The following is a 23,283-nucleotide window of genomic DNA, read 5'->3' on the forward strand; positions in this document are numbered from 1 at the left end:
GTGATCCAGCTTAAAAACGCCAAAGAACTTGCCGTCATGCGCCGGGCCTGCGAGATCAGCGCTCTGGCGCTGCGGCGCGGCGGCGAAGCGATCGAGGCAGGCATCACCACCGCCGAGATCGACAAGATCATCTTCGACTTTATCAAACGGCAGGGCGCCAAGCCCAACTTCAAGGGCCTGTACGGCTTTCCGGGCACCGCGTGCATCAGCGTCAACGACGAAGTGATCCACGGCATCCCCAGCCATGCAAAGGTGATCCGGCCGGGCGATATCGTCAGCATCGACACAGGGGCTGCCTTCGGCGGCTTCAACGGGGACAACGCCTGCACCTTCGGGTGCGGCAAACTGGACCTGGAGGCCCAGCGCCTGCTGGACGTCACACGTGAGTCGCTGCACCGCGGCATTGCCGCCGCGGTGTTCGGCGCGCGGGTGGGCGACATCAGCAACGCGGTGCAGACCTATGTGGAAGAAAACGGCTTCTCGGTCGTCCGCAGTTTTGTGGGCCACGGTGTGGGCAAAGAGCTCCACGAGGACCCGGAGGTGCCCAATTTCGGGCCCGCCGGCCGGGGTCCCCGCCTTGTGGCGGGCATGACCCTCGCCATTGAACCCATGGTCAACCAGAAGCATTACTCCGTGGTGACGGGGGCCGATGGATGGACGGTGAAAACGGCGGACGGCGGCCTTTCCGCTCACTTTGAGCACACGGTCGCCATCACCGCCGCGGGGCCGGAAGTCCTGACCAAAGCGTGGGAGGGGCCTGAATGGACTTTGTAAAAGGCCAGCTGGTCCGCTCAAAAGCCGGCCGGGACAAAAACCGGACTTTTGCGGTGATCGGCATACAAGGCCAGATGCTTTTTCTCGCGGACGGAAGTCTGCGCAAACTGGATCGGCCCAAGGCCAAAAAGATAAGGCATGTGGCCCCCACCGCAACCGTTCTGCGGGGCGAAAGCCTTGCAACCGACAAACAGCTCGCAGCGGCGGTGAAGGCGTTCGACGCCCAGCACCCCGCAAAGCCATGAGGAGGGAAGAGCTTGTCTAAAGAAGACGTCATCGAAGTTGAGGGCACTGTCGTCGAGGCACTGCCCAACGCCACCTTCCGGGTGGAGCTGGCAAACGGCCATCGGTTGCTGGCGCACATCTCCGGCAAACTGCGGACCAATTTCATCCGCATCCTGCCCGGAGACAAGGTTACACTGGAAATGTCGCCCTACGATCTGACCAAGGGGCGCATCACCTGGCGCTCTAAGTAAAGCGCCCAAGTCACAAAGGAGGTTATCAGCATGAAGGTTAAGCCTTCCGTGAAACCCATCTGCGAAAAATGCAAGGTCATCAAGCGCAAAGGTCGCGTGATGGTCATTTGCGAAAACCCCAAGCATAAGCAGCGCCAGGGCTAAGGCCCCCCAGCGCTTGGGGGGCAAGTGCGTAGATTCCCGGCGCAGCCCCCGACACGGACATGGGATGTTATTTTAGGAGGTTTTTGAAACTATGGCACGTATTGCCGGCGTTGACCTGCCCCGCGAAAAGCGGGTCGAAGTAGGCCTGACTTACATCTATGGCATTGGCCCCAGCACCGCCAAGAAGATCCTGGCGGCTACCAACATCGATCCCGACACCCGCGTGAAGGACCTGACCGCTGAGCAGGAAGGTCTGATCCGTGAGTACCTGGACAAGAACAACGTCATCGTGGAAGGCGACCTGCGCCGCAACGTGGCGCTGGACATCAAGCGCCTGGTCGAAGTCCAGTGCTACCGCGGTGTTCGCCATCGCAAGGGGCTGCCCGTTCGCGGCCAGCGCACCAAGACCAACGCTCGCACCCGCAAGGGCCCGAAGCGCACCGTCGCGAACAAGAAGAAGTAAGGAGGAGCAAGAGAAATGGCAACTAAAGCTGCTGCTAAAAAGGGCGCCGTGCGCACCAAGCGGCGCGAGCGCAAGAACATCGAGCGCGGCGCTGCGCACATCCAGAGCACCTTCAACAATACCATCGTTACCATTACCGATACGCAGGGCAACACCGTTTCCTGGGCCAGCTCCGGCGGTCTGAACTTCCGCGGTTCCCGCAAGAGCACTCCCTTCGCCGCTCAGTCTGCGGCGGAGGCCGCCGCCAAGGTGGCCATGGAGCACGGCATGAAGACCGTTGAGGTCTACGTCAAGGGCCCCGGCGCCGGCCGCGAAGCCGCCATCCGCGCGCTGCAGGCCACCGGCCTTGAGGTCAACATGATCAAGGACGTGACCCCCATCCCCCACAATGGCTGCCGCCCGCCCAAGCGTCGCCGCATCTGATTTTTAAGGAGGAACAAGAATGGCAAGATATACAGGCGCAGTGTGCCGTCAGTGCCGCCGCGAAGGTCAGAAACTGTTTTTGAAAGGCGAGCGCTGCTATTCCGACAAGTGCGCGTTCGCGCGCCGCAGCTTTGTGCCCGGCCAGCATGGCACCGGCCAGATGCGCAAGAAGGTCAGTGAGTATGGCCTGCAGCTGCGCGCCAAGCAGAAGGCGAAGCGTTACTACGGCGTTCTGGAGAGCCAGTTCGCCCACTACTTTGACATGGCCGAGCGCAAGAGCGGCATGACCGGTGAGAACCTGCTGCGCATCCTGGAGAGCCGCCTGGACAACGTTGTCTACCGCGCCGGCTTCGCCATGAGCCGCAAGGAAGCCCGTCAGCTGGTCCTGCATCGTCACTTTACCGTGAACGGCAAGATCGTCAACATCCCCTCCTACCTCCTCTCTGCCGGCGACAAGGTGGAAGTCAAGACCACCGACAGCGCCAAGCTGAAGGAGTGCGCTGAGAAGAATGCCTCCCGCCCTGTGCCCGGCTGGATGACCAAGGACCTCGAGAAGATGAGCGTTGTGGTCGACAAGCTGCCGGACCGCGCCGACATCGACTTCGATGTGGCCGAGCACCTGATCGTTGAGTTGTACTCCAAGTAACAAACTCACCCAAGGGAAAGCGAACACTACTGGCCGGCCTTCCGGGGCCGGCCGCCAAGGGAGGATTTAACTATGATGGAGATCGAACGCCCCAGAATCGATACCGCGAGCCTGTCGCCCGACGGACGCTACGGCAAGTTTGTCGTGGAACCGCTGGAGCGTGGCTTCGGTACCACCTTGGGCAACAGCTTACGGCGTGTCCTGCTCTCGTCGCTTCCCGGTGTAGCCGTCACCAGCGTTAAGATCGACGGCGTTGTTCACGAGTTCAGCACCATCCCCGGCGTCAAGGAAGACGTGACCGAGATCGTTCTGAACCTCAAAGGCATTGCCGCCAAACTCTACGCCGACGGCCCTGTCACCGTGCGCATCGAGGCGTCCGGTGAGTGTGAAGTTACTGCTGGCAGCATCAAACCCAGCGATGAGATCGAGGTGCTGAACCCCGAATGGCACATCGCCACCCTGGACGAAGGCGGCAAGCTCGTGATGGAGCTCACCTTCGACAAGGGCCGGGGCTATGTGCCCGCTGAGCGCAACAAGCAGCTGGTGATGGAGAAGAACGATCTGAACGTTCTGCCCGTCGACAGCATCTACACCCCTGTCCTGAAGGTCAACTACACCGTGGACAACACCCGCGTTGGCCAGATCACCGACTACGACAAACTCACCATCGAGGTTTGGACCGACGGCACCATCAACGCCAAAGAGGCGGTGAGCCTGGCGGCCCGGGTGCTCACCGAGCACCTGAACCTCTTCGTGAACCTGTCCGAGGAGGCCATCGGCGCCGAGATCATGGTGGAGAAGGACGACAAGGGCAAGGAGAAGGCTCTGGAGATGACCATCGAAGAGCTGGATCTGTCGGTGCGTTCCTTCAACTGCCTCAAGCGCGCGGGCATCAACACCGTGGAAGATTTGATCAACAAGTCCGAGGACGAGATGATGAAGGTCCGCAACCTCGGCCGCAAGAGCCTGGAAGAGGTCATGGCCAAGCTTGATTCTCTGGGCTTTACCCTTACCAAAGACGACGAGTAATTACAGCAAAGGAGTGAAACGGGATGCCCGGTACCAGAAAACTCGGCAGAACCAGCGAGCACCGCAACGCCATGCTGCGTGCCATGGTCACCTACCTGTTTGAGAACGGCAAGATCGAGACCACCGTCACCCGTGCCAAGGAAGTTCGTTCCATGGCCGAGAAGATGGTGACCCTGGGGAAGAAGGAAGAGCTGCACGCCAAGCGTCAGGTCTACTCCTACATCACCAAGGAGACCGTGGCCAAGAAGGTCATCGACGAGTACGGCCCCAAGTATGCTGACCGCAACGGCGGCTACACCCGCATCGTCAAGATCGGCCCCCGCCGCGGCGACGCCGCCGAGATGGCCATCATCGAGCTGGTCTGATCGCAGCGCCAAAAGGCTTTTTGCCGCCCCTGTTCCTGCGGGAACAGGGGCGGATTCTTTGTCCCTTAAAGGGGACAGCACCGCCGCTTTTGGGCAAAATCTCCAAATTTTTGCCCCATCGCGGTCGTACAGAATGGCCCGGACGCAGAAAATGCCGAAAAATGCGCGGGGTGCTGTTCCTTTGGTAAAAAGTATGTTAATATGTTGGTGTAATCATGTACGACCCGGCTTTGCCGGGGCAGGAATCGAAAAAAAGAACAGGAGTTGTTTCTTGTGATGGAGCAGCAGCACAGCGGCGCTGAGTTTTTCATTGACGGCAACGGCGTTGCAGACCTTGGCCTGATCGCCACCCCCGGCGCCCACGAACTGACCGCGCTGATCGACAGCCACCTGGTCCGTTGGGCCAACCGCAAAGGCCTCAACAAGGAGACCTTCATCATCCCCAGCGAGTGCCCCCGTTTTTCTTCCGGCGACGGCAAGGGCGTGATCAAGAACACCGTTCGCGGTGACGACCTCTACTTCGTGGTGGATGTGGGCAACTACAGCTGCAAGTACCGGCTGTTCGGCTCGGAAAACAGCATGAGCCCCGACGACCACTACCAGGACCTGAAGCGCCTGATCCAGGCCGCCAGCGGCAAGGCTCACCGCATCACCGTCATCATGCCGCTGCTCTACGGCAGCCGCCAGCACCGCCGCACCTACCGCGAGAGCCTGGACTGCGCTTACGCGTTGCAGGAGCTGCAGGGCATGGGCGTGGCCAACATCATCACCTTTGACGCCCACGACCCCCGCGTGTCCAACGCGGTGCCCCTGATGGGCATGGACAACGTGATGCCCACCTATCAGGTGATGAAGGCCATGTTCAAGCACATCCCCGACTTCAAGCCCACCCCGGACAGCTTCATGGTCATCAGCCCCGACGAGGGCGCCATCAACCGCAACATGTACTACGCCAGCGTGCTGGGCGTGAACCTGGGCATGTTCTACAAGCGCCGCGACTACAGCCGCGTTGTGAACGGCCGCAACCCCATCGTTGCCCATGAGTATCTGGGCGAGAGCGTGGAAGGCAAGGACGTGTTCATCGCCGACGACATCATCTCCTCCGGCGAGAGCATGCTGGACATCGGCTACGAGCTGAAAAAGCGGGGCGCCAAGCGCATCTTCTGCAACGCCACCTACGCCATCTTCACCGCCGGTCTGGCCGAGTTCGACAAGGCCTATGCCGACGGCATCATCAGCGGTGTGTTCGGCACCAACCTGACCTACCGCACCCCCGAGCTGCTGAGCCGCGAGTGGTTCCACGAGGTGGATGTGTCCAAGTACATCGCCTACTTTGTGGCCGCCATCAACCACGACATGAGCGTGAGCAGCATCATCGACCCCCACGCCAAGATCGAAGCCCTGCTGCAGCGCTACGGTGTGAAATGATTTGTCGATTTAATACAAACCGTAAAACAAATTGACACAAAAAAGCCCTGACCGATGCCGGTCAGGGCTTTTTCGTTTTGTAAAGCAGACTCAGCCGCCGCAGGTGTGCTCGGCGCTGCCGCAGTCGTGGCCGTGGCTGCCGCAGTCATGGCCCTCGCCGTGGCCCTCGTGGTGGGCGCAGACGGCGTCCGGGTCAAAGGTCAGACGGCCCTCGGCCAGCGCGGCGGCCGCCGCATCGGCGCTGCCGGTGACCCCGGCATACACCGCGATGCCCGCCGCTGCCAGAGCGGTGCGTGCGCCGCCGCCGATGCCGCCGCAGATCAGGGCGTTCACCTTGTTCGCCGCCAGCAGGCCCGCCAGCGCGCCGTGGCCGCTGCCGTTGGTGGGCAGCAGGGTGCTGCTCACCACCTTGCCGGCCTCGATCTCGTAGACCATGAAGGCGGCGCTGTGGCCGAAGTGCCCGAAGACCTGACCGGCCTCGTAGGGAATAGCAACTTTCATTTGTTCCATGCTCCTTTTGAAAGGGCGGCCGAATCTTCGGCCGCCCGGTTTGTTTGGTCTAATTATCCCCCCGGCGGGCGGAAAAGTCAAGGCAGGGGAGCCTTCACCGCCCGCAGCAGCGGGGTGTGGTCGTCCGGCGGCAGAAAGCCCAGCACCTCCACCGCAGCGAATCCCCCCGCCCGCAGGGCTTCCAGCTCGTGCTCCAGGGTGAGGGGCGTGTCAAAGTGGACAAAGACCTCCTCCGGCACACCGTCCCGCGCCCGGCGGCGGGCGGCCTCGGCAAAGGCCATTTCCTCCATCTCCGGGGTGGAGGCGATGTAGTCGCACTCCAGAAAGACCCCGCCGGGCCGCAGCCAGCGGTGCACCTTTGCAAAGAGCTCCGTCTTTTTGGCCGCGGTCACATGGTGCAGGGTCTCAAAGGCCACCACAGCGTCGAAGGGGCCGCCTTCCGGCTCCCAGGCGAAATAGTCCGCCTGCACCAGCGTCAGGGCCCTGCCGGGGTGCTTGCGCCGGAGCAGGTCCAGCATGCCCCCCGCCAGGTCCACGCCGGTGACTTCCAGAGCAGGAAAACGGCGGAAGATGCAGTCCAGTTCCAGCCCGGTGCCGCAGCCCAGGTCCAGAAGGCGCTTCGTGCCGGCGGGCAGTTCCCGGGCCATCCATTGGTACTGGGCCGCCCAGGGGGCCATGTGGGCCTCGTACTCCCCGGTGCGGGCGTCGAAAAAGGCCGCCATGCCTTCCAAAGGCTCGTCCCGGGTGGCGGCCAGCCAGCGGCGGAATTCTTCGGTGTTCTTCTCCATGTCGCTCCCTCACAGTTCTTTGCGCAGCACCAGCGCGCTGCTGGTCTTTTCGCCCCAGGTCAGGGCCACCCGCTCGCTGCCCTCGTAGCCCAGCCGCCGCCAGAAGGGCAGGGGATTGCCGGGGTGGTCGTCCACCACGTCGATGCGCACCCGGCGGCTGCCGCCGGCGCGCAGGTGGTCTTCCAGCAGGGCCGCGCACCGCCGGCCCATGCCGCGGCCCTGGGCGGTGCGGTGCAGGATGAGCAGGGAGAGATAGGCCTCCTCGCCGCCCCGCACGTCAGCGGCGGCCACCGCCGGGCCGCCCTCGCCCTGGGTGATGAGATAGGAGGCAAAGCCCGCCCCGGCCATCTCCTCCAGTTCCGATAAAAGAAAGGCCTCGTCCACCCGCTCCCGGCCCAGATGATGGGCGAGAAAGCCGGGATTTGAATTGTAGATGGCGGCAAGCGCCGCCGCGTCCCGCCGCCCGGCGGGGCGAAGAAACAGCTCCATGGCCCGTTCCCCCTCTCTGGCAAAGAGCATACCACAGCGGCGGCCAAAAGGCAACGCAGGGCTGAAGAGCGGGGGAAAGGGGAAGTTTTGCCGCATTTTGCGCTTGCGACGGACTGCGGCAAAAAGTGAAGGGGAGGGGGCATATACTTGGGACGAATGCCGGCGGCGGATGGCTGCCGGTGGTACCACAGCAGTCGCGGCGGCCCGCCGTTACATAAGGCCCGGGCCGCCGCCGCGCTGACAACCAAGGAAGAAAAACGAGGTGGAGGAAGATGAACGAACATTTGCGCGCTCTGCGCCTGCGCCGCCGGCTGGAAGAGGCGGGCCCCGTTCTGTGGCAGATGGCGGCGGGCTTCGGCGGATTCTCCCTGGCGGCGGGAGGCGTTTTCGGCGGGCTGCATCCCTTCGGCCTGTCGCTGGTGCTGGGGGTGGGGCAGAGCTGGGTCCAGAGCGCCGCCGCGGGCGCGGCGCTGGGCTATCTCGCCCTGCTGGACCCGGTGGACAGCCTGCGCTGGCTGGCGGCCCTGGCCTCGGCGCTGGCGGGGCGCTGGCTCTTCCGCACCACCTTCTGGCCCGCCGCCGCGGCGGGCTGCGGCACTTTACTGCTGGTGCAGCTGATGCTCTCGATGGCGGGCCTGTCCACCCCGGCGGCGGCCTTCACCACCCTGGGGTCCGCCGTGCTGGCGGCGGCGGGAGGCTTCGCGCTGGCAAAGACCGCCAAGGCCCGGCCCCGTCCCTCTGCCCCGCTGGCGGGACAAGCCTTCCCCCTGGCGATGCTGGCCCTGCCCGCCCTCTGCGCCCTGCCCGCCGGCCCGCTGCAGCCTGCCGCTGCGGTGCTGGCGGCGGCGGGCCTGTGGCTGGCCTACCGGGGCCGCGTGCGGGACTGCGCCGCCCTCTGTGCTGCGGGGGCGGTGATGCTCACCGCCGCCGACCCGGACCTGGCCTTCGCGGGCCTGGGGGTGACGGCGGGCTGTCTTGCCGCCGCATTCCTCACCCCCGGCGAGCGGATGGGCAGCGCCGCGGTGTTTCTGGGCACCTCGGTGCTGTGCAGTCTGGCCGCATCCTCCCCGGAGGCCCTGCTGGGCTTTCTGGCCAGCGCGGCGCTGGCGGAGGCCGCCTTCTTCGCATTGCCCCGACGCTGGCTGGCGGCCCTGCCCGGCCAGGCGGAGCCGGTGACCGAGAGCGCCGCCCGCCCCCGGGTGGCCAGCGCCGTGGGCCAGCTGGAGCATGTGGCCCAGGCTCTCACCGGCATCGCGGACACGGTGGACAGCGTCTACAAGACCCTGCCCAAAAAGGGGGAGAGCTACAACTGGGTGATGGACCACGTGGCGGAAGAGCTCTGCCGCAGCTGCGGCCAGCGGGAGCGCTGCTGGGTGGAGCACTACTCCGACACGGTGGACGGCTTTCTGCGCCTCAAGCCCATTCTGGAACAGCAGGGCCGGGCGGCGCTGGAGCAGCTGCCGGGGCAGTTCTGCCGCTGTGTGCACCCGGTGGAGCTGTGCAGTGCGGCAGGGCGGGCCTACACCCTCTACCGCAGCCGGCGGGAGAGCCGGGTTCGGGCCCAGGCCATGCGCAACGCCCTCACCGAGCAGTACACCGCCATGGCCCAGGCGCTGGGCCAGATGGCGGGCCAGCTGGGGCAGACGGTGGCCCCCGACGAGGGCAAGACCGCCCGCCTTTCGGCGCTGCTGGCCTCCCTGGGGCTGGAGCCGCTGGAGGCCCAGCTGGGCTACGACGCCTCCGGGCGGCTGCGGGGCACCGTGAGCGTGAGCCGCACCACCTTCTCCGATGAGGAGCTGACGGAATTGAGCAAGGAGGCCTCGGCCATCTGCCACCGGGCGCTGGCCCCCTTTGTGGTGGACCACACCGGCCCCGTCACTACCCTCACCCTCACCGAGAAGGCGGTGTATGACCCGGTGTTCGGGCTGGCGGCCCACCCGGCCAAGGAGGATGCCTGCGGCGACGCGGTGCAGCAGTTCTGCGACGCGTTCGGCAGCGCCCACCTTCTGCTCTGCGACGGCATGGGGGTGGGGCGGCCCGCCGCCATCGACGGCACCCTGGCCTGCACCCTGGCGGCAAAACTGCTGAAAGCGGGCTTTGCCGCCGAGAGCGCGGCCCGGCTGGTGAACGTGGCGCTGGCCCTCAAGAGCGACGAGGAGAGCGCCGCCACCCTGGATCTGGTGAGCGTGGACCTCTACACCGGGAGGGCCAGTCTCTACAAAGCCGGGGCCTGCCCCACCTTTGTGGTGCGGGGCGGCAAGGCCGAGCCGGTGGAGGCCGCCGGCCTGCCGGTGGGCATCCTGAGCAGCGTGGTGGGGGAGGGCCGCACCCTGACCCTCCACGAGAAGGAGCTGGTGGTGCTGGTGAGCGACGGCGCGCTGGTGGACGGCCCCGGCTGGATCTGCCAGCAGCTGGAACTCTGCGCCGCCATGGGCAGCACCCCCGCCGAAATCGCCCACATCCTGGCGGACATGGCCAAAGGCCGGGCCAGCCGCAGCGCCCGCCCGGACGACATCACCGTGGCGGTGCTGGCGCTGGAAAAAGCGGTGTGACAAAAAGCAAAGCGCCCTTCCGGGGTCCCTGCGGGCCCGGAGGGGCGTTTTTTGCGTCTGCGGCCATGGAGAAGGCGGCAGGGTCCGCCGCGCCGCGCAGAATGACCGCCCTGCCGCCGCGGTGGGCAGCTTTCCGCCCTGCCTTTGAAAAAATTGTGAAAAGGGGCGCACAGGGGTTGCAATTATCTTCTACATCGTGTAGTATTAAATCGTCGACAAGATGTAGAATATGGAGGCGAAAGAAATGAAACTCTCCGACGCGGAACTGGAGATCATGGAAAAGGTCTGGGAGCTGGGCGCGCCGGTCACGGCGGCGCAGCTCACCGAGCGGATGGCGGAAAAGGGCTGGAAGCCCTCCACGCTGCTCACCTTTCTGGCCCGCATGGTGAACAAGGGGGCCCTGGCGGTGGAAAAGCAGGGCAAGCAGAACCTTTACCGCGCCCTGGTGAGCGCGGAGGATTACCGGGCCCAGGCCGCCCGGGAGCTGCTGGGCCGCTATTACAGCGGCAGCGTCAAGAGCATGGTGGCCGCCCTGTACGATGGAAAGGGCCTCTCCGACGGGGAACTGGCGGAACTGCGGGCCTGGCTGGACGAGGAGGTGAAAGGCCGTGAATGAACTGTTCTACTCTCTGGTGCTGCCCCTTTCGGCGGCGGGCGGGCTGGCGGTGCTGGCCTGTCTGGCTCTCTCGCCGCTGCTGAACAAGCTGCGGCCCGCCGCCCGGGCCCGGGCGCTGGCGGCGGCATTCCCCCTCTTTTTGGTGCCGGCGGGGCCGGTGCTGGCGCTGCTCTTCGCGGCAAAGCCCGCCCCGGTGGCCGCGCCCCTGGCTCCGGTGGGCCGGGCGCTGGATGCGGCGGCCCGCGCCGCTCAAAGCGCCGCCCCGGCGGTGCTGCCCACCCAAACCGCGGCTCCAGCTGCCACGCCGGACCCGGCGGCCCTGGTGCTGGCGGCGCTGCCCTGGGTCTGGGCCGCAGGAGCGCTGGCCTGCACCCTGTGGCAGATGGGCCGGTATCTGCGTTTCTGCCGTGGGCTGCAAAGGCTCTCCGCCCCGGTGGGAGGGGAGCGGGACGCCCTGTGGCAGGAAGTGTGCGCCCAGGCGAGCGTGGCCCGTGCACCCCGACTGCGGGTCTGCCCCGGCCTTGCGGGCCCGGTGATGACCGGCCTTGTGCGCCCGGTGCTCTATCTGCCGGAAGGAATGACGCTGGCCCGGCTGGAACTGGCCCTGCGCCACGAGGCGGCCCATCTGAGCCGGGGCGACCTGTGGGCCAAGGCGCTGGTGCGCTGGTGCTGCCGGCTGCACTGGTTCAACCCCCTGTGCGCGCTGCAGGAGGGGCGCTGGAGCCGGGCCTGTGAATACGCCTGTGACGAAAAGGCTGCCGCAGGGCTGGGCGAAGCCGACCGCCTCACTTACGGTCTTCTGCTGCTGGACGCGGCCCAAAGCCGCCCCCTGCCCGCCGGCGCGGCGGGCCTGGGCGGCAGCAAAAAGGAACTGCAGGCCCGTCTTGCCGCCCTGCTGCACCCGGCGGCCCCCAGCCGCCGCCTCACCGTGGCCGTGGCCGCTGCGCTGATCGCCACCCTCTGCCTTACCGTTTGCGTGGCGGCGGGCTTCTCCGCCTCCGACGCGCCGGTGAGTGCCCCGGTGAGCAGCGCCTCGCCCCAGCCGCTGGCGGGCGCGTCCGCCTCCCAGAGCGGGGCTGAAGCAGACAGTATGCCGCCCGCCTCTCAGGCGCAGGATGCGCCGGACTCTGCCTCGCAGCCGTCCGCCTCCCAGAGCGGGACCGAAGCAGACAGTGTGCCGCCCGCCTCCCAAAGCACTGCAAAGGCAGACGACGCACTGCAAGCAGATGGCTTTATCTGGCCGGTGCCGGCGTATGAGACGGTCAGCCGCTGGAAGAGCGACTACCACAAGGGGGCTGACTTGAAAGCGCCCTACGGCAGCGAAGTGCTGGCCATGGCGGCGGGCACCGTGTCCATGGCCCAGTGGCATTACGCCTATGGCAACGTGGTGATGATCGACCACGGCAACGGCCTTTCCACGCTTTACAGCCATATGAGCAGCATTGATGTGGCGGTGGGGGACGAGGTGGCCCAGGGCCAGCAGATCGGCGCGGTGGGTTCCACCGGCAACAGCACCGGGAACCACTGCCATGTGGAGGTCCGCCAGGACGGCGCGCTGCGGGACCTGCACGACTACTTCCCCGATGCCTGACCGCGAAAACGCAAAAAAAGACCGCCCCCGGTGGGGCGGTCTTTTTGGTTCAATGGGAAGAGAGGCTTACGCCTTGTTCACGCTGCCGAACAGCTCCATCTTCTCCTTGACGGTGGCCTTGATGGCCTCAAAGCCGGGCAGCAGCAGCTTGCGGGGGTCATAGCCCTTGCCCTGCTGGTCCTTGCCGGCCTCGATGTACTCGCGGGTGGCGGCGGCGAAGCTCAGCTGGCACTCGGTGTTCACGTTGATCTTGGACACGCCCAGGCTGATGGCCTTCTGGATCATGTCGGCGGGGATGCCGGTGCCGCCGTGCAGCACCAGGGGGATGCCGCCGGTGGCCTCGTGGATCTTGTCCAGAGCGTCAAAGTCCAGGCCCTTCCAGTTGGCGGGGTACTTGCCGTGGATGTTGCCGATGCCGGCGGCCAGGAAGTCGATGCCCAGGTCCGCGATGCGCTTGCACTCGGCGGGGTCGGCCACTTCGCCGGCGCCCACAACGCCGTCTTCCTCGCCGCCGATGGAGCCCACCTCGGCCTCCACGGAAACGCCCATCTCATGGGCCAGTTTCACCAGCTCGGTGGTCTTGGCCACGTTCTCGTCGATGGGGTAGTGGCTGCCGTCGAACATGATGCTGGAGAAGCCGGCCTCCAGGCAGGCCTTGGCGCCTTCGTAGCTGCCGTGGTCCAGGTGCAGGGCCACAGGCACGGTGATGTTCAGGGTCTCCACCATGGCCTTCACCATGGCGGCCACGGTCTTGTAGCCGGTCATGTATTTGCCCGCGCCCTCGGACACGCCCAGGATCACCGGGCTGTTCAGTTCCTGCGCGGTGAGCAGAACGGCCTTGGTCCACTCCAGGTTGTTGATGTTGAACTGACCCACAGCATAGTGGCCGTCACGGGCCTTTTTCAGCATTTCAGTAGCGGAAACTAACATATTTATGACCTCCGATCGTTTGGATGGGATGCAATCCTAAAACAGTATACCCCATCGGACGGACAAAATCAATCGCCGCGGCGCGGTTTTGCGCTTTTTTTGTCATTTGCGCCCCGGGGAAGGCTGGCCCTGGCATAATCGAAGATGAACTGCTGGGCAATGCCCTGATAGGGACGGCAGCACACCGGCGCGCCCCGGGGGAAAAGCCGCGCCATCGCCCGCTTCATCCACACGTCCATGGGCACCACGCTCCAGCGGGAGAGACTGTAGAGCAGCACGCAGTCCGCCACCTTGGGCCCCACCCCCTTCACGGTCATCAGAAGGGCCCGGGCCTCGGCGTCGGGCAGGGCGGCCAGCGCCGCCTCGCTCACCTGGCCCGAGGCCACCTTCCGGGCCGCGTCGATGAGATACTCCGCCCGCCAGCCCGCCCGCAGAAAGGCAAGGTCCTCCGGCTCCCGCCCGGCCAGCACCTCCGGCGCGGGGAAGGAATAAAGCCCCTCGCCCAGCTTTTCCCCCAGCCCTTCGCACAGCCGCCCGGTGATGGCCGCGATGCGGGGGATGTTGTTGTTCTGGCTGATGATGAAGCAGCACAGCGTCTCGAAAAAGGGCTGGCGCAGCACCCGGATGCCCGGGCTGTGCTCCACGCACACCGCAAGCCGCTTGCTGCCCGCGCAAAAGCGCTCCAGCAGGGCGGGGTAGTCCATGTCCAGCGCAAAGTAGTTCGCCCAGAAGGCCCGGTCCTCTTCCTGTGCGCCTTTCAGAACAAGGACTGTGCCCTCCATGCGGGCGGTCACCGCCCGCCCGGCGGTCACACCGGCCCATCCGCCGCCCTCCAGCGGCCGCCACAAAAAGGTCTGCCCGCAGCCAAGGGTGGCGTCCAGGTCCAGCCCGCGGGTGTTTTCAAGCAGCAGCATGGCGTCTCCTTTCAATAAAGATGCGTTCCTGCTTTGTACGATAGCGGCCAAAGGGCCCAAAGTCAAGGCCGCGGGGACAGACCGGCGGGAGGTAAATTAAGAGAAAAAAGGGGCAAAATCCCTGTAAAAACCGTCGAAATTCCAATATTGACAGGCCGTTTATAACCCCTTGTTTACGGAAAAACTTTCAACAACGCTGTGGAAAACCGGGTTGAAAACCCGGAAGGCTGTGGAAAAAGTGCCCCGGACAGGCCGTTTTTTAACATTTTCCACAGAGTTTTCAACATGTGGAAAGTTAAAAACAGAATTACGGTGTGTATAACGGTCTTTACAAAGGGGGCGGCGCGGTTTCTACCGCCAAAGATTCTGCATAAATTTTTGCAAGAATGTCCAAAATCCCGCCGGGGCATGCCCGCCGCCGGGCGGCGGCGTCGAAAGGGGCCGAAACTTTGTGCCAAACACTGGCAAAACCCGCGGCGGGGTGGTATACTTTTTTTGTATGCATAACGGTGAGAAAAACGGCGGCTTCTGCCGCTTTTGACAAAAAAGGAGTAATCATGCGCAACAGCCCTGAAAAACACGACAGCGGCGCTCTGGAGCAGAGCCTCGTCTACGGCAAGAACCCGGTGACCGAACTGCTGAAAAGCGGCGCCGGGGTGGACACTGTGCTGCTCAGCGAAGGCCTGCCCGACGCGGTGGCCTCCTACTACACCGCCCTTGCCAAGCAGGCGGGCGCGGTGGTCAAGCGGGTGCATCCCAACAAGCTGCGGCTGAGCTGCGGCACCGACAGCCACCAGGGCGTGGCGGCCTATGCCTCTTCCATCACCTACGCCAGCCTGGAGGACCTGCTGGCCGCCGCCCGCGCAAAGGGCGAAGCGCCCTTCCTGGTGCTGGCCGACGGGGTGGAGGACCCCCACAACCTGGGCGCGGTCATCCGCTCGGCGCTGCTGTGCGGGGCCCACGGCGTGGTCATCCCCAAGCGGGGCGGCGCGGCGGTCACCCCCACGGTGCTGAAAAGCAGCGCCGGGGCGGCGGCCCGCCTGCCGGTGGCCCGGGTGGCCAACATCGGCGAGAGCATCCGCCGCCTCAAGGAACAGGGCGTGTTCGTCTACTGCGCCGACATGGACGGCCAGCCCCTGGAAAAAGCCGACCTCACCGGCCCGGTGGCGCTGGTGCTGGGCAGCGAGGGCAGAGGCGTCAGCCCGCTGGTGCGCAAACTGTGCGACGGCGCGGTGAGCCTTTCCATGGCCGGGCGCGGCACCGGGGTGGACAGCTTCAACGTCTCGGTGGCGGCGGGCATCATCCTCTACGAGATCGCGCGGCAGCGCCGCTGAACACATACGCCCCACAAGGCATGGAGGGATCGACAAGTGCCAGACAATAAATTTTCCAGCTCGGTGGACGAGATCCTGGAAACATTGAAACAACAGCAGGCGGCGGCCCTCGCCAGCGACCGGGCGGTGGACGAGATCCTGGCCGACCTGGGCCTCGGGGACGGCCTGCCCCTGCCGCCGGTGCAGCAAGCGCCGGCCCCCCAGGCGGACGATGCGCCCAAGGCCCGGCCCGCCGCGAAAATAGCGGAAGAAAAACCGGCTCCGGCCCGGCCCGCCCCGCAGCAGCAGGCGCGCCCGGCCCAGCCCGCGAAGGCCCAGCCCGCCCGCAAGGCCGAGGCTGCCCGCCCCGCTCCCAAGGCGCAGCCCGCTCAAAAGCAGGAGGCGCCCCGCCAGGAGGCCTCGGCGGAAAAGCCCGCCCGGCGCACGGTGCAGCGCCCGGCGGCAAAGCCTGCCGAGGCAAAGGCACCCGCGGCGGAAAGTGAGGCCGACGAGGTCATCCGTCAGGTGCAGCAGACGGTGACCGGCCCGGCGGCCCCCTCGCCGGACGCGATGCAGCAGCTCACCGGCACCATCAGCGAGACGATGCAGTTCGACGCGGAGTTCCAGAAGTTCTTCAGCGAGAGCGTGGCGGTCATCCCCGACGAGGAGCCGGAGCAGCACCCGGGCTTTTTCGCCCGTTTTCTGCGCCACAAGGACGACGGCGCCGGCTTTGAGGAGGACGACGAGCTGAGCGAGACCGGGGAGGTCAAGGTGGACGAGCCCACCCTGATGATCCCCAACCCCGCCCGTGCGCCCCAGCCCCAGGAGGAGCCGGTGGCGCTGCCCATGAGCGGCGAGCCCACCCGGCCGGTGGAGCCGGAGGAGGAGCCTGCGCCCGAAGAAGGGGACACCGGCGTCATCGAGCTGGAAGGGCTGGACGACGACGCCACCCGGACGCTGGACGATCTGGAGGAGGCTGCGGGCAGCATCCGCTTTGAGGACGAGCCCGCCGAAGAGCCCGAAGAAGAGCCGGAGGAGGAGCCCGCCCGAAAGCGGGGCTTCCTGCCCCGGATGTTCGGCGGCGAAGCGCCCGCCGAGGCTGTGTTCGACGAGCCGGAGCAGCCGGAATACATCGACGATTACGAGGACCCCGCCGACGCAGGCGCGGTGCAGGCGGACCTGGACGGCATGCGCCGGATGCTGGCGCTGCGCACGGTGCTCACCGGCATCCTGACGGCGCTGCTGCTCTATCTGGGTCTGGCGGTGGGCACAAGCCCCCTGCCGCCCATCGGCCCCATCGACCCGGCCACCGCCCCCGCCGCCTACCTGGCGGTGCATCTGATCGCCCTGCTGGCGGCCTGCGGCGTGAACTGGCGGGTGTTCGCAAGCGGCGTGCCCGGCATCTGGGGCCGCCCCAGCGCCGACACCATCCCCGCCCTGGCGGCTGCGGCCGCGCTGGTGCAGCTGGTGGTGCAGTTGGTGGGCGCCGACAAGTTCGAGGCCGACAAGCTCACCCTCTTCGCCGCCCCCGCGGCGCTGCTGCTGACCCTTGACGCCTTCGGGCGCTTTGTGATGCAGGGCGTGGTGGTGCGCAACTTCCGCATGGCCAGCGCCGGCAGCGACCACACCGCGTCGGTGCCTCTGGCCGACGCCGAGCTCACCGCCCGGCTGGCCCAGGGCCTGGGCGAGCCGGAGCCCTGCCTGCTTTTGAACCGGCCCACCTCTCTGGTCAAGGGTTTTTTGCGCCAGAGCTTTTCCGAGCGCGCCAGCGACGGTCTGGACCAGAAACTGAGCTGGGGCCTGCTGGGCGCCGCCCTCATCAGCGCGCTGGTCAGCCTCTTCGCCGGCCACGGCGGCGTGGCCGCCGTGAACGCGCTGGCGGGCGCTCTGTGTCTGGGCGGGCCGCTGGCCGCCACCCTGCTGAGCGCCGTGCCCAGCCTGTTGGCCCAGAAGAGCGCCGCCCAGGTGGGCGCGGTCATCCCCGGCGCTGCCGCCATGGAGCAGCTGGGCCGGGCCAACATCGCGGTGGTGGGCGCGAGGGACCTGGTTCCCGGCGCCAGCGTGCGGCTGCACGGCATCAAGACCTTCGACAAGCAGCGCATCGATCTGGCCATCCTCTACGCGGCCTCGGTGCTCATCGAGGGCTGCGACACCCTGCGGGACGTGTTCATGACCATCATCCAGGGCAAGACCGAGATGCTCTTCAAGGTGGAGAACCTGGAAAACCTGCCCGGCTACGGCTTCACCGCCTGGGTGAACAACAACCGGGTCATCGTGGGCAACCGGGCCTTCATGCAGCAGCAGGGCCTGGAGATCCCCAGCCTGGACTATGAGAACCGCTACACCAAGGGCAAGCGCCTGCCCATCTATCTGGCGGTGAGCGGGCGGCTGTTTGCCATGTTCCTGGTGAGCTACAAGGCCAACGTCCAGGTGGCGGCCACCCTGTCCGACCTGCGCAGCCAGGGCGTGTCCCTGCTGGTGCAGAGCGACGATTTCAACCTCACCGGCGAAGGGCTGGAGGTGCTCTACGGTCTGCCCGCGGGCAGCGTGAAGGTGCTCTCCGGCGCCGAGCGGCGGATGCTGGCCCCCCACACCGCCTATGCCGAGACCAGCGAGGGCTGCATGACCCACATGGGCAGCTTCGCCTCCTTCGTGGGCGGCCTGCGGGCCGCCGCCGGGGCGGCCTGGGGCGAAAAGGTGGCCAGCCTTGTGCAGGCCGCGGGCGTGGGCATCAGCTGCCTGCTGGCGCTGGTGATGGCCTTCACCGGCGGCATCGGCGCGCTGGGCCTGCCGGCTCTGGTGCTGTATCAGGCGGCCTGGGCGGTGCTCACCCTGGCCATGCCTCTCCTCAAAAAATATTGAGCCAAAACCCCCGCCGGGCCGCGCCCGGCGGGATTTTTTTGTGCCTTTGGGGCAAATTTCCGGCCCGTCAATAGGCAAATTCCACAAAGGTTTCGGCGGATTTTGTGCGGCGCATTCCCCCGTTTTACAGGGAATTGTTCTTTAAAAATCATACAAACTGTGCTAAAATTTTGTATAGGTTGCTACCGCCGCATTTCCTTTGCAAAACACGCGGTAGAAGAGAGGGTTATTTAGAATGAAGAACTACGCCAACACAAACATCCGAAACATCCTCGTCGCCGGCCACGCCGGCTGCGGCAAGACCACTCTGGTGGAGGCTCTGCTGTACACCACCGGCGCGCTGGAGCGCATGGGCCGCGTGGAAGACGGCAACACCGTCAGCGACTTTGACCCTGAAGAGGCAAAGCGCCGCGCCTCCCTGAATCTGGCAGTGGTTCCCGTGGAGTACGAGGACGTAAAGCTGAATTTCCTGGACACGCCGGGCCTGTTCGACTTTGAGCTGGGCCAGTATGAGGGCATCCAGGCCGCCGGCAGCGTGCTCATCACCGTTTCGGCACGTTCGGGTGTGACCGTTGGCGCGGAGAAGGCCTACCGCCTGGCCGAAAAGCTGGGCCGCAGCCGCATGGTGTTCGTCAGCAAGATGGACCTGGAGAACGCCAACTTTTACAAGATTTTGGAAGAACTCAAGACCAAGTTCGGCCCCTCGGTGTGCCCCTGCGTGGTGCCCACCCGCCAGGAGGACGGCACGGTGGTGTATGTGAACCTGTTCAGCCAGAAGGCCTTCAAGTACGAGGGCGGCAAGCAGGTGCAGGTGGCCCTGCCCGAGATGGGCCACCGGCTGGACGGCCTGGTGGAAGCCATGAGCGAAGCCGTGGCCGAGACCGACGACGCTTTGATGGAGAAGTTCTTCTCCGGCGAGGCCTTCACCACCGAGGAGATCGTGGAAGGTCTGGCCAAGGGCTGCAAGAGCGGCATGATCACCCCTGTGTTCTGCGGCAGCGCCGTGAACCTGCAGGCGCTGGACATGCTGCTGTATAACCTCAAGGTCCTGCTGCCCAGCCCCGCCGAGGTGCCCGCCCCCACGGCCGTCACCGCCGGCGGCGATGAGGTCAGGCTGGAATGCGACCCCGCGGCCCCCGTGGCGGCCTATGTGTTCCGCACCGTGGCTGACCCCTTCGTGGGCAAGCTGAGCTACGTCAAGGTGTTCAGCGGCACCCTCACCACCGCCACCAGTCTGGTGAACGCCCGCACCGGCGAGGCCGAGCGCTTCGGCAAGCTGCTGAACATGCGCGGCAAAAAGCAGACCGATGTGGATTCCATCACCGCCGGCGACATCGGCGCGGTGACCAAGCTCTCCGCCGCCCAGACCGGCGACACCCTGTGCGACCCCGCCCGGGTGGCCGCCCTGCCCGCCGCCGCCTTCCCCAACCCCACCCTGTCCATGGCCATCCGCGTGACCAAGAAGGGCGACGAGGGCAAGATCGGCGCGGCGCTGGCCCGCCTGATGGAAGAGGACCGCACCCTGGCCTACCGTGTGGACGCGGAGACCGGCCAGCAGATCATCTCCGGCCTGGGCGAGCAGCATCTGGACGCCGTGGTGGCCAAACTGAAGGCCAAGTTCGGCGTGGATGTGGAGCTCACCGCCCCCCGTGTGGCCTACCGTGAGTCGGTGCGCAAAAAGTGCAAGGCTCAGGGCCGCCACAAGAAGCAGACCGGCGGCCACGGCCAGTTCGGCGACGTGTGGATCGAGTTCGAGCCCTGCGACAGCGAAGAGCTGGTGTTCGAGGAGAAGGTGTTCGGCGGCAGCGTGCCCAAGAACTACTTCCCCGCGGTGGAAAAGGGCCTGCGTCAGGCCGCCAAGCACGGCGTGCTGGCAGGCTACCCCGTGGTGGGCCTGAAAGCCACCCTGCTGGACGGCAGCTATCACCCCGTTGACTCCAGCGAAATGGCCTTCATCATGGCCGCCAAACTGGCCTACAAGGCCGCCCTGCCCGAGGCTGGCCCCGTCATTCTGGAGCCCTTCGGCACCCTGCGCGCCCACGTTCCCGGCGACAACACCGGCGACATCATGGGCGACGTGACCAAGCGCCGCGGCCGCGTTCTGGGCATGAGCCCCGACGAGGACGGCCTGCAGGTGGTGGAGGCGGAGGTGCCTCTGGCCGAAATGCAGGATTTCACCACCTTCATGCGCCAGCTGACCCAGGGCCGGGGCCACTTCACCCTGGACTTCGTGCGCTACGAGCCGCTGCCCTCCAACCTGGAAGGCAAGGTCATCGAGGAAGCCAAGAAGCTGGGCAACGGCGCCGAGGACGAAGAGTAAGACCACGCCTTGCGGCGGAGGGGCATAAACCGCTCCCCCGCTGCATACAATGAACAAAGCAAGCGCAAACGACCCACCGGTGGCCGGACGGCTGGCGGTGGGTCGCTTTTTTGCGGCACAAAAAAAGAAGCCGGTTTTTGGCGAAATAGCTGAAAGTTATCTCGTAATATTGACAGTGGCAGTTAAATCGGCTATACTGTCACAATTGGGAAAACATATGGGTCGCTGTTTCGGCCCGGGCACCCAACGGCGCGCGCCGCGCGCAGAACAAAGTCAAAAACACGCACACGGAGTGCGAATCATTATCGTTAGGGAGCATTCAAAGCAATGAGCACAAAGGAACTTGTCATGACTCGCGCCGGTCTGGAGGCGCTGGAAAAGGAGCTGGAGGAGCTCAAGACCGTCCGCCGCAAGGACGTGGCCGAGAAGATCAAGGTGGCCCGCGGCTTCGGCGACCTGTCGGAGAACAGCGAATACGACGAGGCCAAGAACGAGCAGGGCTTCATCGAGAGCCGCATCGCCCAGCTGGAGGCCATGCTCAAGCACGCCCGCGTCATCGACAACGACGACCTGAGCCTGGAGCATGTGTCGGTGGGCACCCATGTGAAGATCGAGGACGAGGACGGCGAAGTGGAGGAGTACGACATCACCGGCTCCACCGAGGCCGACCCCCTGAACGGCAAGATCAGCGACGAGAGCCCTGTGGGCGCCGGCCTGCTGGGCAAAAAGGTGGGCGAGACCGCCGAGATCACCCTGCCCAACGGGGCCACCGTGGCCTTCAAGGTGGTGGAGATCACCCGTTCGGCGCTGTAAGGGCCTTTTTGGCTGCAAAACACAAGGAAATTCTGCAAAAACAGGTGCCACGGCACCTGTTTTTGTGTTATAATAAGGCTTACTGTAGACAAGGGCCGCGCCGCGGCCGTTTTGCACCGCAAAGGAGAGAATAGAATGGCACAGATGAACCAGACCCCGGACAACAGGGAGATGACCCAGCAGGAGTACAGCGAGCTGGTGGCCATCCGCCGCCAGAAGCTGGCCGATCTGCAGCAGGCAGGCAAGGACCCCTTCCACATCACCAAGTGGCCCCAGGCGGACTTTGCCGCCGAGGTGAAGGAGAGCTTCCAGGACCTGCCCGAGGACGCCGCTCCCGAAGACCACCGCCAGGTGTGCATGGCGGGCCGGATGATGAGCAAGCGGGTGATGGGCAAGGCCAGCTTTGCCGACCTGCGGGACACCACCGGCGACATCCAGATGTACGTCAAGCGGGACGACGTGGGCGCGGACGTGTATCAGGAGTTCAAGAAGTTCGACATCGGCGACATCGTGGGCGTGCGGGGCTATGTGTTCCGCACCAAGATGGGCGAGATCAGCGTGCACGTGACCGAAGTGGTGCTGCTGTCCAAGAGCCTGCTGCCCCTGCCCGAGAAGTTCCACGGCCTCAAGGACCAGGAGACCCGCTACCGCCAGCGGTATGTGGACCTCATCGTCAACCCCGAAGTGCGCCGCGCCTTTGAGGTGCGCAGCCGCTTCATCCGCTATATGCGCCGCTATCTGGACGAGCGGGACTACATGGAAGTGGAGACCCCCGTGCTGAACACCATCGCCGGCGGCGCGGCGGCCCGGCCCTTCATCACCCATCACAACACCCTGGACATCGACATGTACATGCGCATCGCCACCGAGCTGCCCCTGAAGCGGCTCATCATCGGCGGCATCGACCGGGTGTATGAGATCGGCCGCATCTTCCGCAACGAGGGCATGGACCCCAAGCACAACCCCGAGTTCACCACCGTGGAGCTGTATCAGGCCTACGCTGACTTCCACACCATGATGGACATCGCCGAGGGCATCCTCTCCGGCGCGGCCAAGGAAATTCTCGGCACCTACCAGGTGGAGTGGCAGGGCGAGCAGGTGGACCTGACCCCCGGCTGGCGCCGCCTGACCATGGTGGACGCGGTGCGTGAGTACGCCGGCGTGGACTTTGCCGCCATCACCGACGACGCCGAGGCGGTGGCCGCCGCCAAGGCCATCGGCGTGGAGCTGGCGGACGCCGCCGAAAAGACCTGGGGCAACGCCCTCTACGCCTGCTTCGACCAGAAGGTGGAGGAGAAGCTGGTGCAGCCCACCTTCATCACCATGTACCCCGTGGAGGTCTCTCCGCTGACCAAGCGCAGCCCGGAGGACCCCCGCCTCACCGAGCGCTTCGAGCTGTTCATCTGCCACAGCGAGCTGGCCAACGCCTACTCCGAGCTGAACGACCCCATCGACCAGCGCCAGCGCTTCGAGAAGCAGGTGGAGCAGCGGGAGCGCGGCGACGAGGAGACCGAGATGATGGACGAGGATTTCCTCACCGCCATGGAGTACGGCATGCCTCCCACGGGCGGCATGGGCATGGGCATCGACCGGTGCGTCATGCTGCTCACCGGCAGCACCTCCATCCGGGACGTCATCCTGTTCCCCACAATGAAGCCTCTGGACAAATAATCCACAATATATTGTGGATGACGGAGCGGGACGGCACAAGATGTAGCAAAAAGGGCTTACAACTACAACTTTTCTACAACTTTTGCTTGAAATCAGACGGCATCAGACGGGCCAAAATGAAGGGCAAATCCGTGTTTTTTATGCGGATTTGCCCTTTTTTGCAATT

The 23,283-nt window shown here is 65.3% G+C and carries 24 protein-coding genes; 18 read left to right on the top strand and 6 right to left on the bottom strand.

Annotation, left to right across the window (positions count from 1 at the left end):
- The 10 genes from map (at window position 1) to ACMI1Q_RS09425 (ending at window position 5,748) form a co-directional block, all read left to right on the top strand.
- Window positions 1–774 carry a type I methionyl aminopeptidase gene (map, locus tag ACMI1Q_RS09380; RefSeq protein WP_177522291.1) on the top strand — a complete coding sequence of 258 codons (774 nt, stop codon included), beginning with the start codon at window positions 1–3 and terminating at the stop codon, window positions 772–774.
- Window positions 762–1,019, top strand: coding sequence for a KOW domain-containing RNA-binding protein (locus ACMI1Q_RS09385; RefSeq protein WP_177522290.1), 258 nt, complete (start codon window positions 762–764; stop codon window positions 1,017–1,019). Before map ends, ACMI1Q_RS09385 begins: the two co-directional genes overlap by 13 nt.
- A 12-nt stretch (window positions 1,020–1,031) precedes the next feature.
- Complete coding sequence (gene infA / locus ACMI1Q_RS09390) at window positions 1,032–1,250, top strand: translation initiation factor IF-1 (RefSeq protein WP_058965282.1); 219 nt, start codon at window positions 1,032–1,034, stop codon at window positions 1,248–1,250.
- A 30-nt stretch (window positions 1,251–1,280) separates the two neighbouring features.
- Entirely contained in the window at window positions 1,281–1,394 is a 114-nt protein-coding gene (gene rpmJ / locus ACMI1Q_RS09395) for a 50S ribosomal protein L36 (protein WP_058965281.1), read from the top strand.
- Window positions 1,395–1,485: 91 nt separating this feature from the next.
- Window positions 1,486–1,857 (top strand): 30S ribosomal protein S13, encoded by a 372-nt coding sequence (gene rpsM, locus ACMI1Q_RS09400; RefSeq protein ID WP_177522289.1) that lies wholly within the window; start codon window positions 1,486–1,488, stop codon window positions 1,855–1,857.
- Between the two features lie 15 nt (window positions 1,858–1,872).
- Window positions 1,873–2,280, top strand: a complete 408-nt coding sequence (gene rpsK, locus ACMI1Q_RS09405; RefSeq protein ID WP_177522288.1) for a 30S ribosomal protein S11 — start codon at window positions 1,873–1,875, stop codon at window positions 2,278–2,280.
- 19 nt (window positions 2,281–2,299) lie between these two features.
- On the top strand, window positions 2,300–2,926 hold the full coding sequence (rpsD, locus tag ACMI1Q_RS09410) for a 30S ribosomal protein S4 (RefSeq protein WP_419503576.1): 627 nt from the start codon (window positions 2,300–2,302) through the stop codon (window positions 2,924–2,926).
- Between the two features lie 72 nt (window positions 2,927–2,998).
- On the top strand, window positions 2,999–3,955 hold the full coding sequence (locus ACMI1Q_RS09415; RefSeq protein ID WP_177522286.1) for a DNA-directed RNA polymerase subunit alpha: 957 nt from the start codon (window positions 2,999–3,001) through the stop codon (window positions 3,953–3,955).
- Between the two features lie 23 nt (window positions 3,956–3,978).
- Window positions 3,979–4,320, top strand: a complete 342-nt coding sequence (gene rplQ / locus ACMI1Q_RS09420) for a 50S ribosomal protein L17 (protein WP_177522285.1) — start codon at window positions 3,979–3,981, stop codon at window positions 4,318–4,320.
- A 276-nt stretch (window positions 4,321–4,596) separates the two neighbouring features.
- On the top strand, window positions 4,597–5,748 hold the full coding sequence (locus ACMI1Q_RS09425) for a ribose-phosphate pyrophosphokinase (protein ID WP_330058969.1): 1,152 nt from the start codon (window positions 4,597–4,599) through the stop codon (window positions 5,746–5,748).
- Window positions 5,749–5,838: 90 nt separating this feature from the next.
- Here ACMI1Q_RS09425 and ACMI1Q_RS09430 read toward each other — a convergent pair whose 3' ends face one another.
- The 3 genes from ACMI1Q_RS09430 to ACMI1Q_RS09440 form a co-directional block, all read right to left on the bottom strand.
- Window positions 5,839–6,249, bottom strand: coding sequence for a NifB/NifX family molybdenum-iron cluster-binding protein (locus ACMI1Q_RS09430; protein ID WP_419503577.1), 411 nt, complete (start codon window positions 6,247–6,249; stop codon window positions 5,839–5,841).
- Between the two features lie 86 nt (window positions 6,250–6,335).
- The gene (locus ACMI1Q_RS09435) at window positions 6,336–7,046 is read right to left on the bottom strand and encodes a class I SAM-dependent methyltransferase (protein WP_419068128.1); all 711 of its coding nucleotides are present in this window, start codon (window positions 7,044–7,046) and stop codon (window positions 6,336–6,338) included.
- 9 nt (window positions 7,047–7,055) lie between these two features.
- Window positions 7,056–7,535 carry a GNAT family N-acetyltransferase gene (locus ACMI1Q_RS09440; protein ID WP_419503578.1) on the bottom strand — a complete coding sequence of 160 codons (480 nt, stop codon included), beginning with the start codon at window positions 7,533–7,535 and terminating at the stop codon, window positions 7,056–7,058.
- 272 nt (window positions 7,536–7,807) lie between these two features.
- Between ACMI1Q_RS09440 and ACMI1Q_RS09445 the strand changes: the two genes are divergently transcribed.
- The 3 genes from ACMI1Q_RS09445 to ACMI1Q_RS09455 all read left to right on the top strand — a co-directional run bounded on the left by ACMI1Q_RS09445 (window position 7,808) and on the right by ACMI1Q_RS09455 (window position 12,294).
- The gene (locus ACMI1Q_RS09445; protein ID WP_419503579.1) at window positions 7,808–10,087 is read left to right on the top strand and encodes a SpoIIE family protein phosphatase; all 2,280 of its coding nucleotides are present in this window, start codon (window positions 7,808–7,810) and stop codon (window positions 10,085–10,087) included.
- A gap of 244 nt (window positions 10,088–10,331) precedes the next feature.
- Window positions 10,332–10,703, top strand: a complete 372-nt coding sequence (locus ACMI1Q_RS09450) for a BlaI/MecI/CopY family transcriptional regulator (protein WP_330058578.1) — start codon at window positions 10,332–10,334, stop codon at window positions 10,701–10,703.
- Window positions 10,696–12,294, top strand: a complete 1,599-nt coding sequence (locus tag ACMI1Q_RS09455; RefSeq protein WP_419503580.1) for a M56 family metallopeptidase — start codon at window positions 10,696–10,698, stop codon at window positions 12,292–12,294. Before ACMI1Q_RS09450 ends, ACMI1Q_RS09455 begins: the two co-directional genes overlap by 8 nt.
- Before the next feature lie 66 nt (window positions 12,295–12,360).
- Here ACMI1Q_RS09455 and fba read toward each other — a convergent pair whose 3' ends face one another.
- From fba to ACMI1Q_RS09470, 3 genes are all read right to left on the bottom strand, one after another.
- A complete protein-coding gene (gene fba, locus ACMI1Q_RS09460; protein WP_417026349.1) occupies window positions 12,361–13,224 on the bottom strand; it encodes a class II fructose-1,6-bisphosphate aldolase in 864 nt (287 codons plus the stop codon).
- Between the two features lie 68 nt (window positions 13,225–13,292).
- The gene (locus ACMI1Q_RS09465) at window positions 13,293–14,138 is read right to left on the bottom strand and encodes a DNA-3-methyladenine glycosylase family protein (RefSeq protein ID WP_419503581.1); all 846 of its coding nucleotides are present in this window, start codon (window positions 14,136–14,138) and stop codon (window positions 13,293–13,295) included.
- Window positions 14,139–14,466: 328 nt separating this feature from the next.
- On the bottom strand, window positions 14,467–14,703 hold the full coding sequence (locus ACMI1Q_RS09470; RefSeq protein WP_419503582.1) for a hypothetical protein: 237 nt from the start codon (window positions 14,701–14,703) through the stop codon (window positions 14,467–14,469).
- Here ACMI1Q_RS09470 and rlmB point away from each other — a divergent pair.
- The 5 genes from rlmB (at window position 14,696) to lysS (ending at window position 23,117) form a co-directional block, all read left to right on the top strand.
- The gene (gene rlmB / locus ACMI1Q_RS09475) at window positions 14,696–15,472 is read left to right on the top strand and encodes a 23S rRNA (guanosine(2251)-2'-O)-methyltransferase RlmB (RefSeq protein ID WP_419503583.1); all 777 of its coding nucleotides are present in this window, start codon (window positions 14,696–14,698) and stop codon (window positions 15,470–15,472) included. The genes ACMI1Q_RS09470 and rlmB overlap by 8 nt on opposite strands.
- A gap of 36 nt (window positions 15,473–15,508) precedes the next feature.
- Window positions 15,509–18,313 (top strand): hypothetical protein, encoded by a 2,805-nt coding sequence (locus ACMI1Q_RS09480; protein ID WP_419503584.1) that lies wholly within the window; start codon window positions 15,509–15,511, stop codon window positions 18,311–18,313.
- A 235-nt stretch (window positions 18,314–18,548) separates the two neighbouring features.
- On the top strand, window positions 18,549–20,633 hold the full coding sequence (fusA, locus tag ACMI1Q_RS09485) for an elongation factor G (RefSeq protein WP_419503585.1): 2,085 nt from the start codon (window positions 18,549–18,551) through the stop codon (window positions 20,631–20,633).
- Between the two features lie 327 nt (window positions 20,634–20,960).
- Window positions 20,961–21,446 carry a transcription elongation factor GreA gene (greA, locus tag ACMI1Q_RS09490; RefSeq protein WP_177522668.1) on the top strand — a complete coding sequence of 162 codons (486 nt, stop codon included), beginning with the start codon at window positions 20,961–20,963 and terminating at the stop codon, window positions 21,444–21,446.
- 135 nt (window positions 21,447–21,581) lie between these two features.
- Window positions 21,582–23,117: a lysine--tRNA ligase gene (gene lysS / locus ACMI1Q_RS09495; protein WP_419503586.1), complete on the top strand. Its 1,536-nt coding sequence runs from the start codon at window positions 21,582–21,584 to the stop codon at window positions 23,115–23,117.
- Window positions 23,118–23,283 lie beyond the last annotated feature (166 nt).

Source organism: Candidatus Allofournierella excrementavium (assembly GCF_048526665.1).
Taxonomy (GTDB): Bacteria; Bacillota; Clostridia; order Oscillospirales; family Ruminococcaceae; genus Allofournierella_A; species Allofournierella_A excrementavium.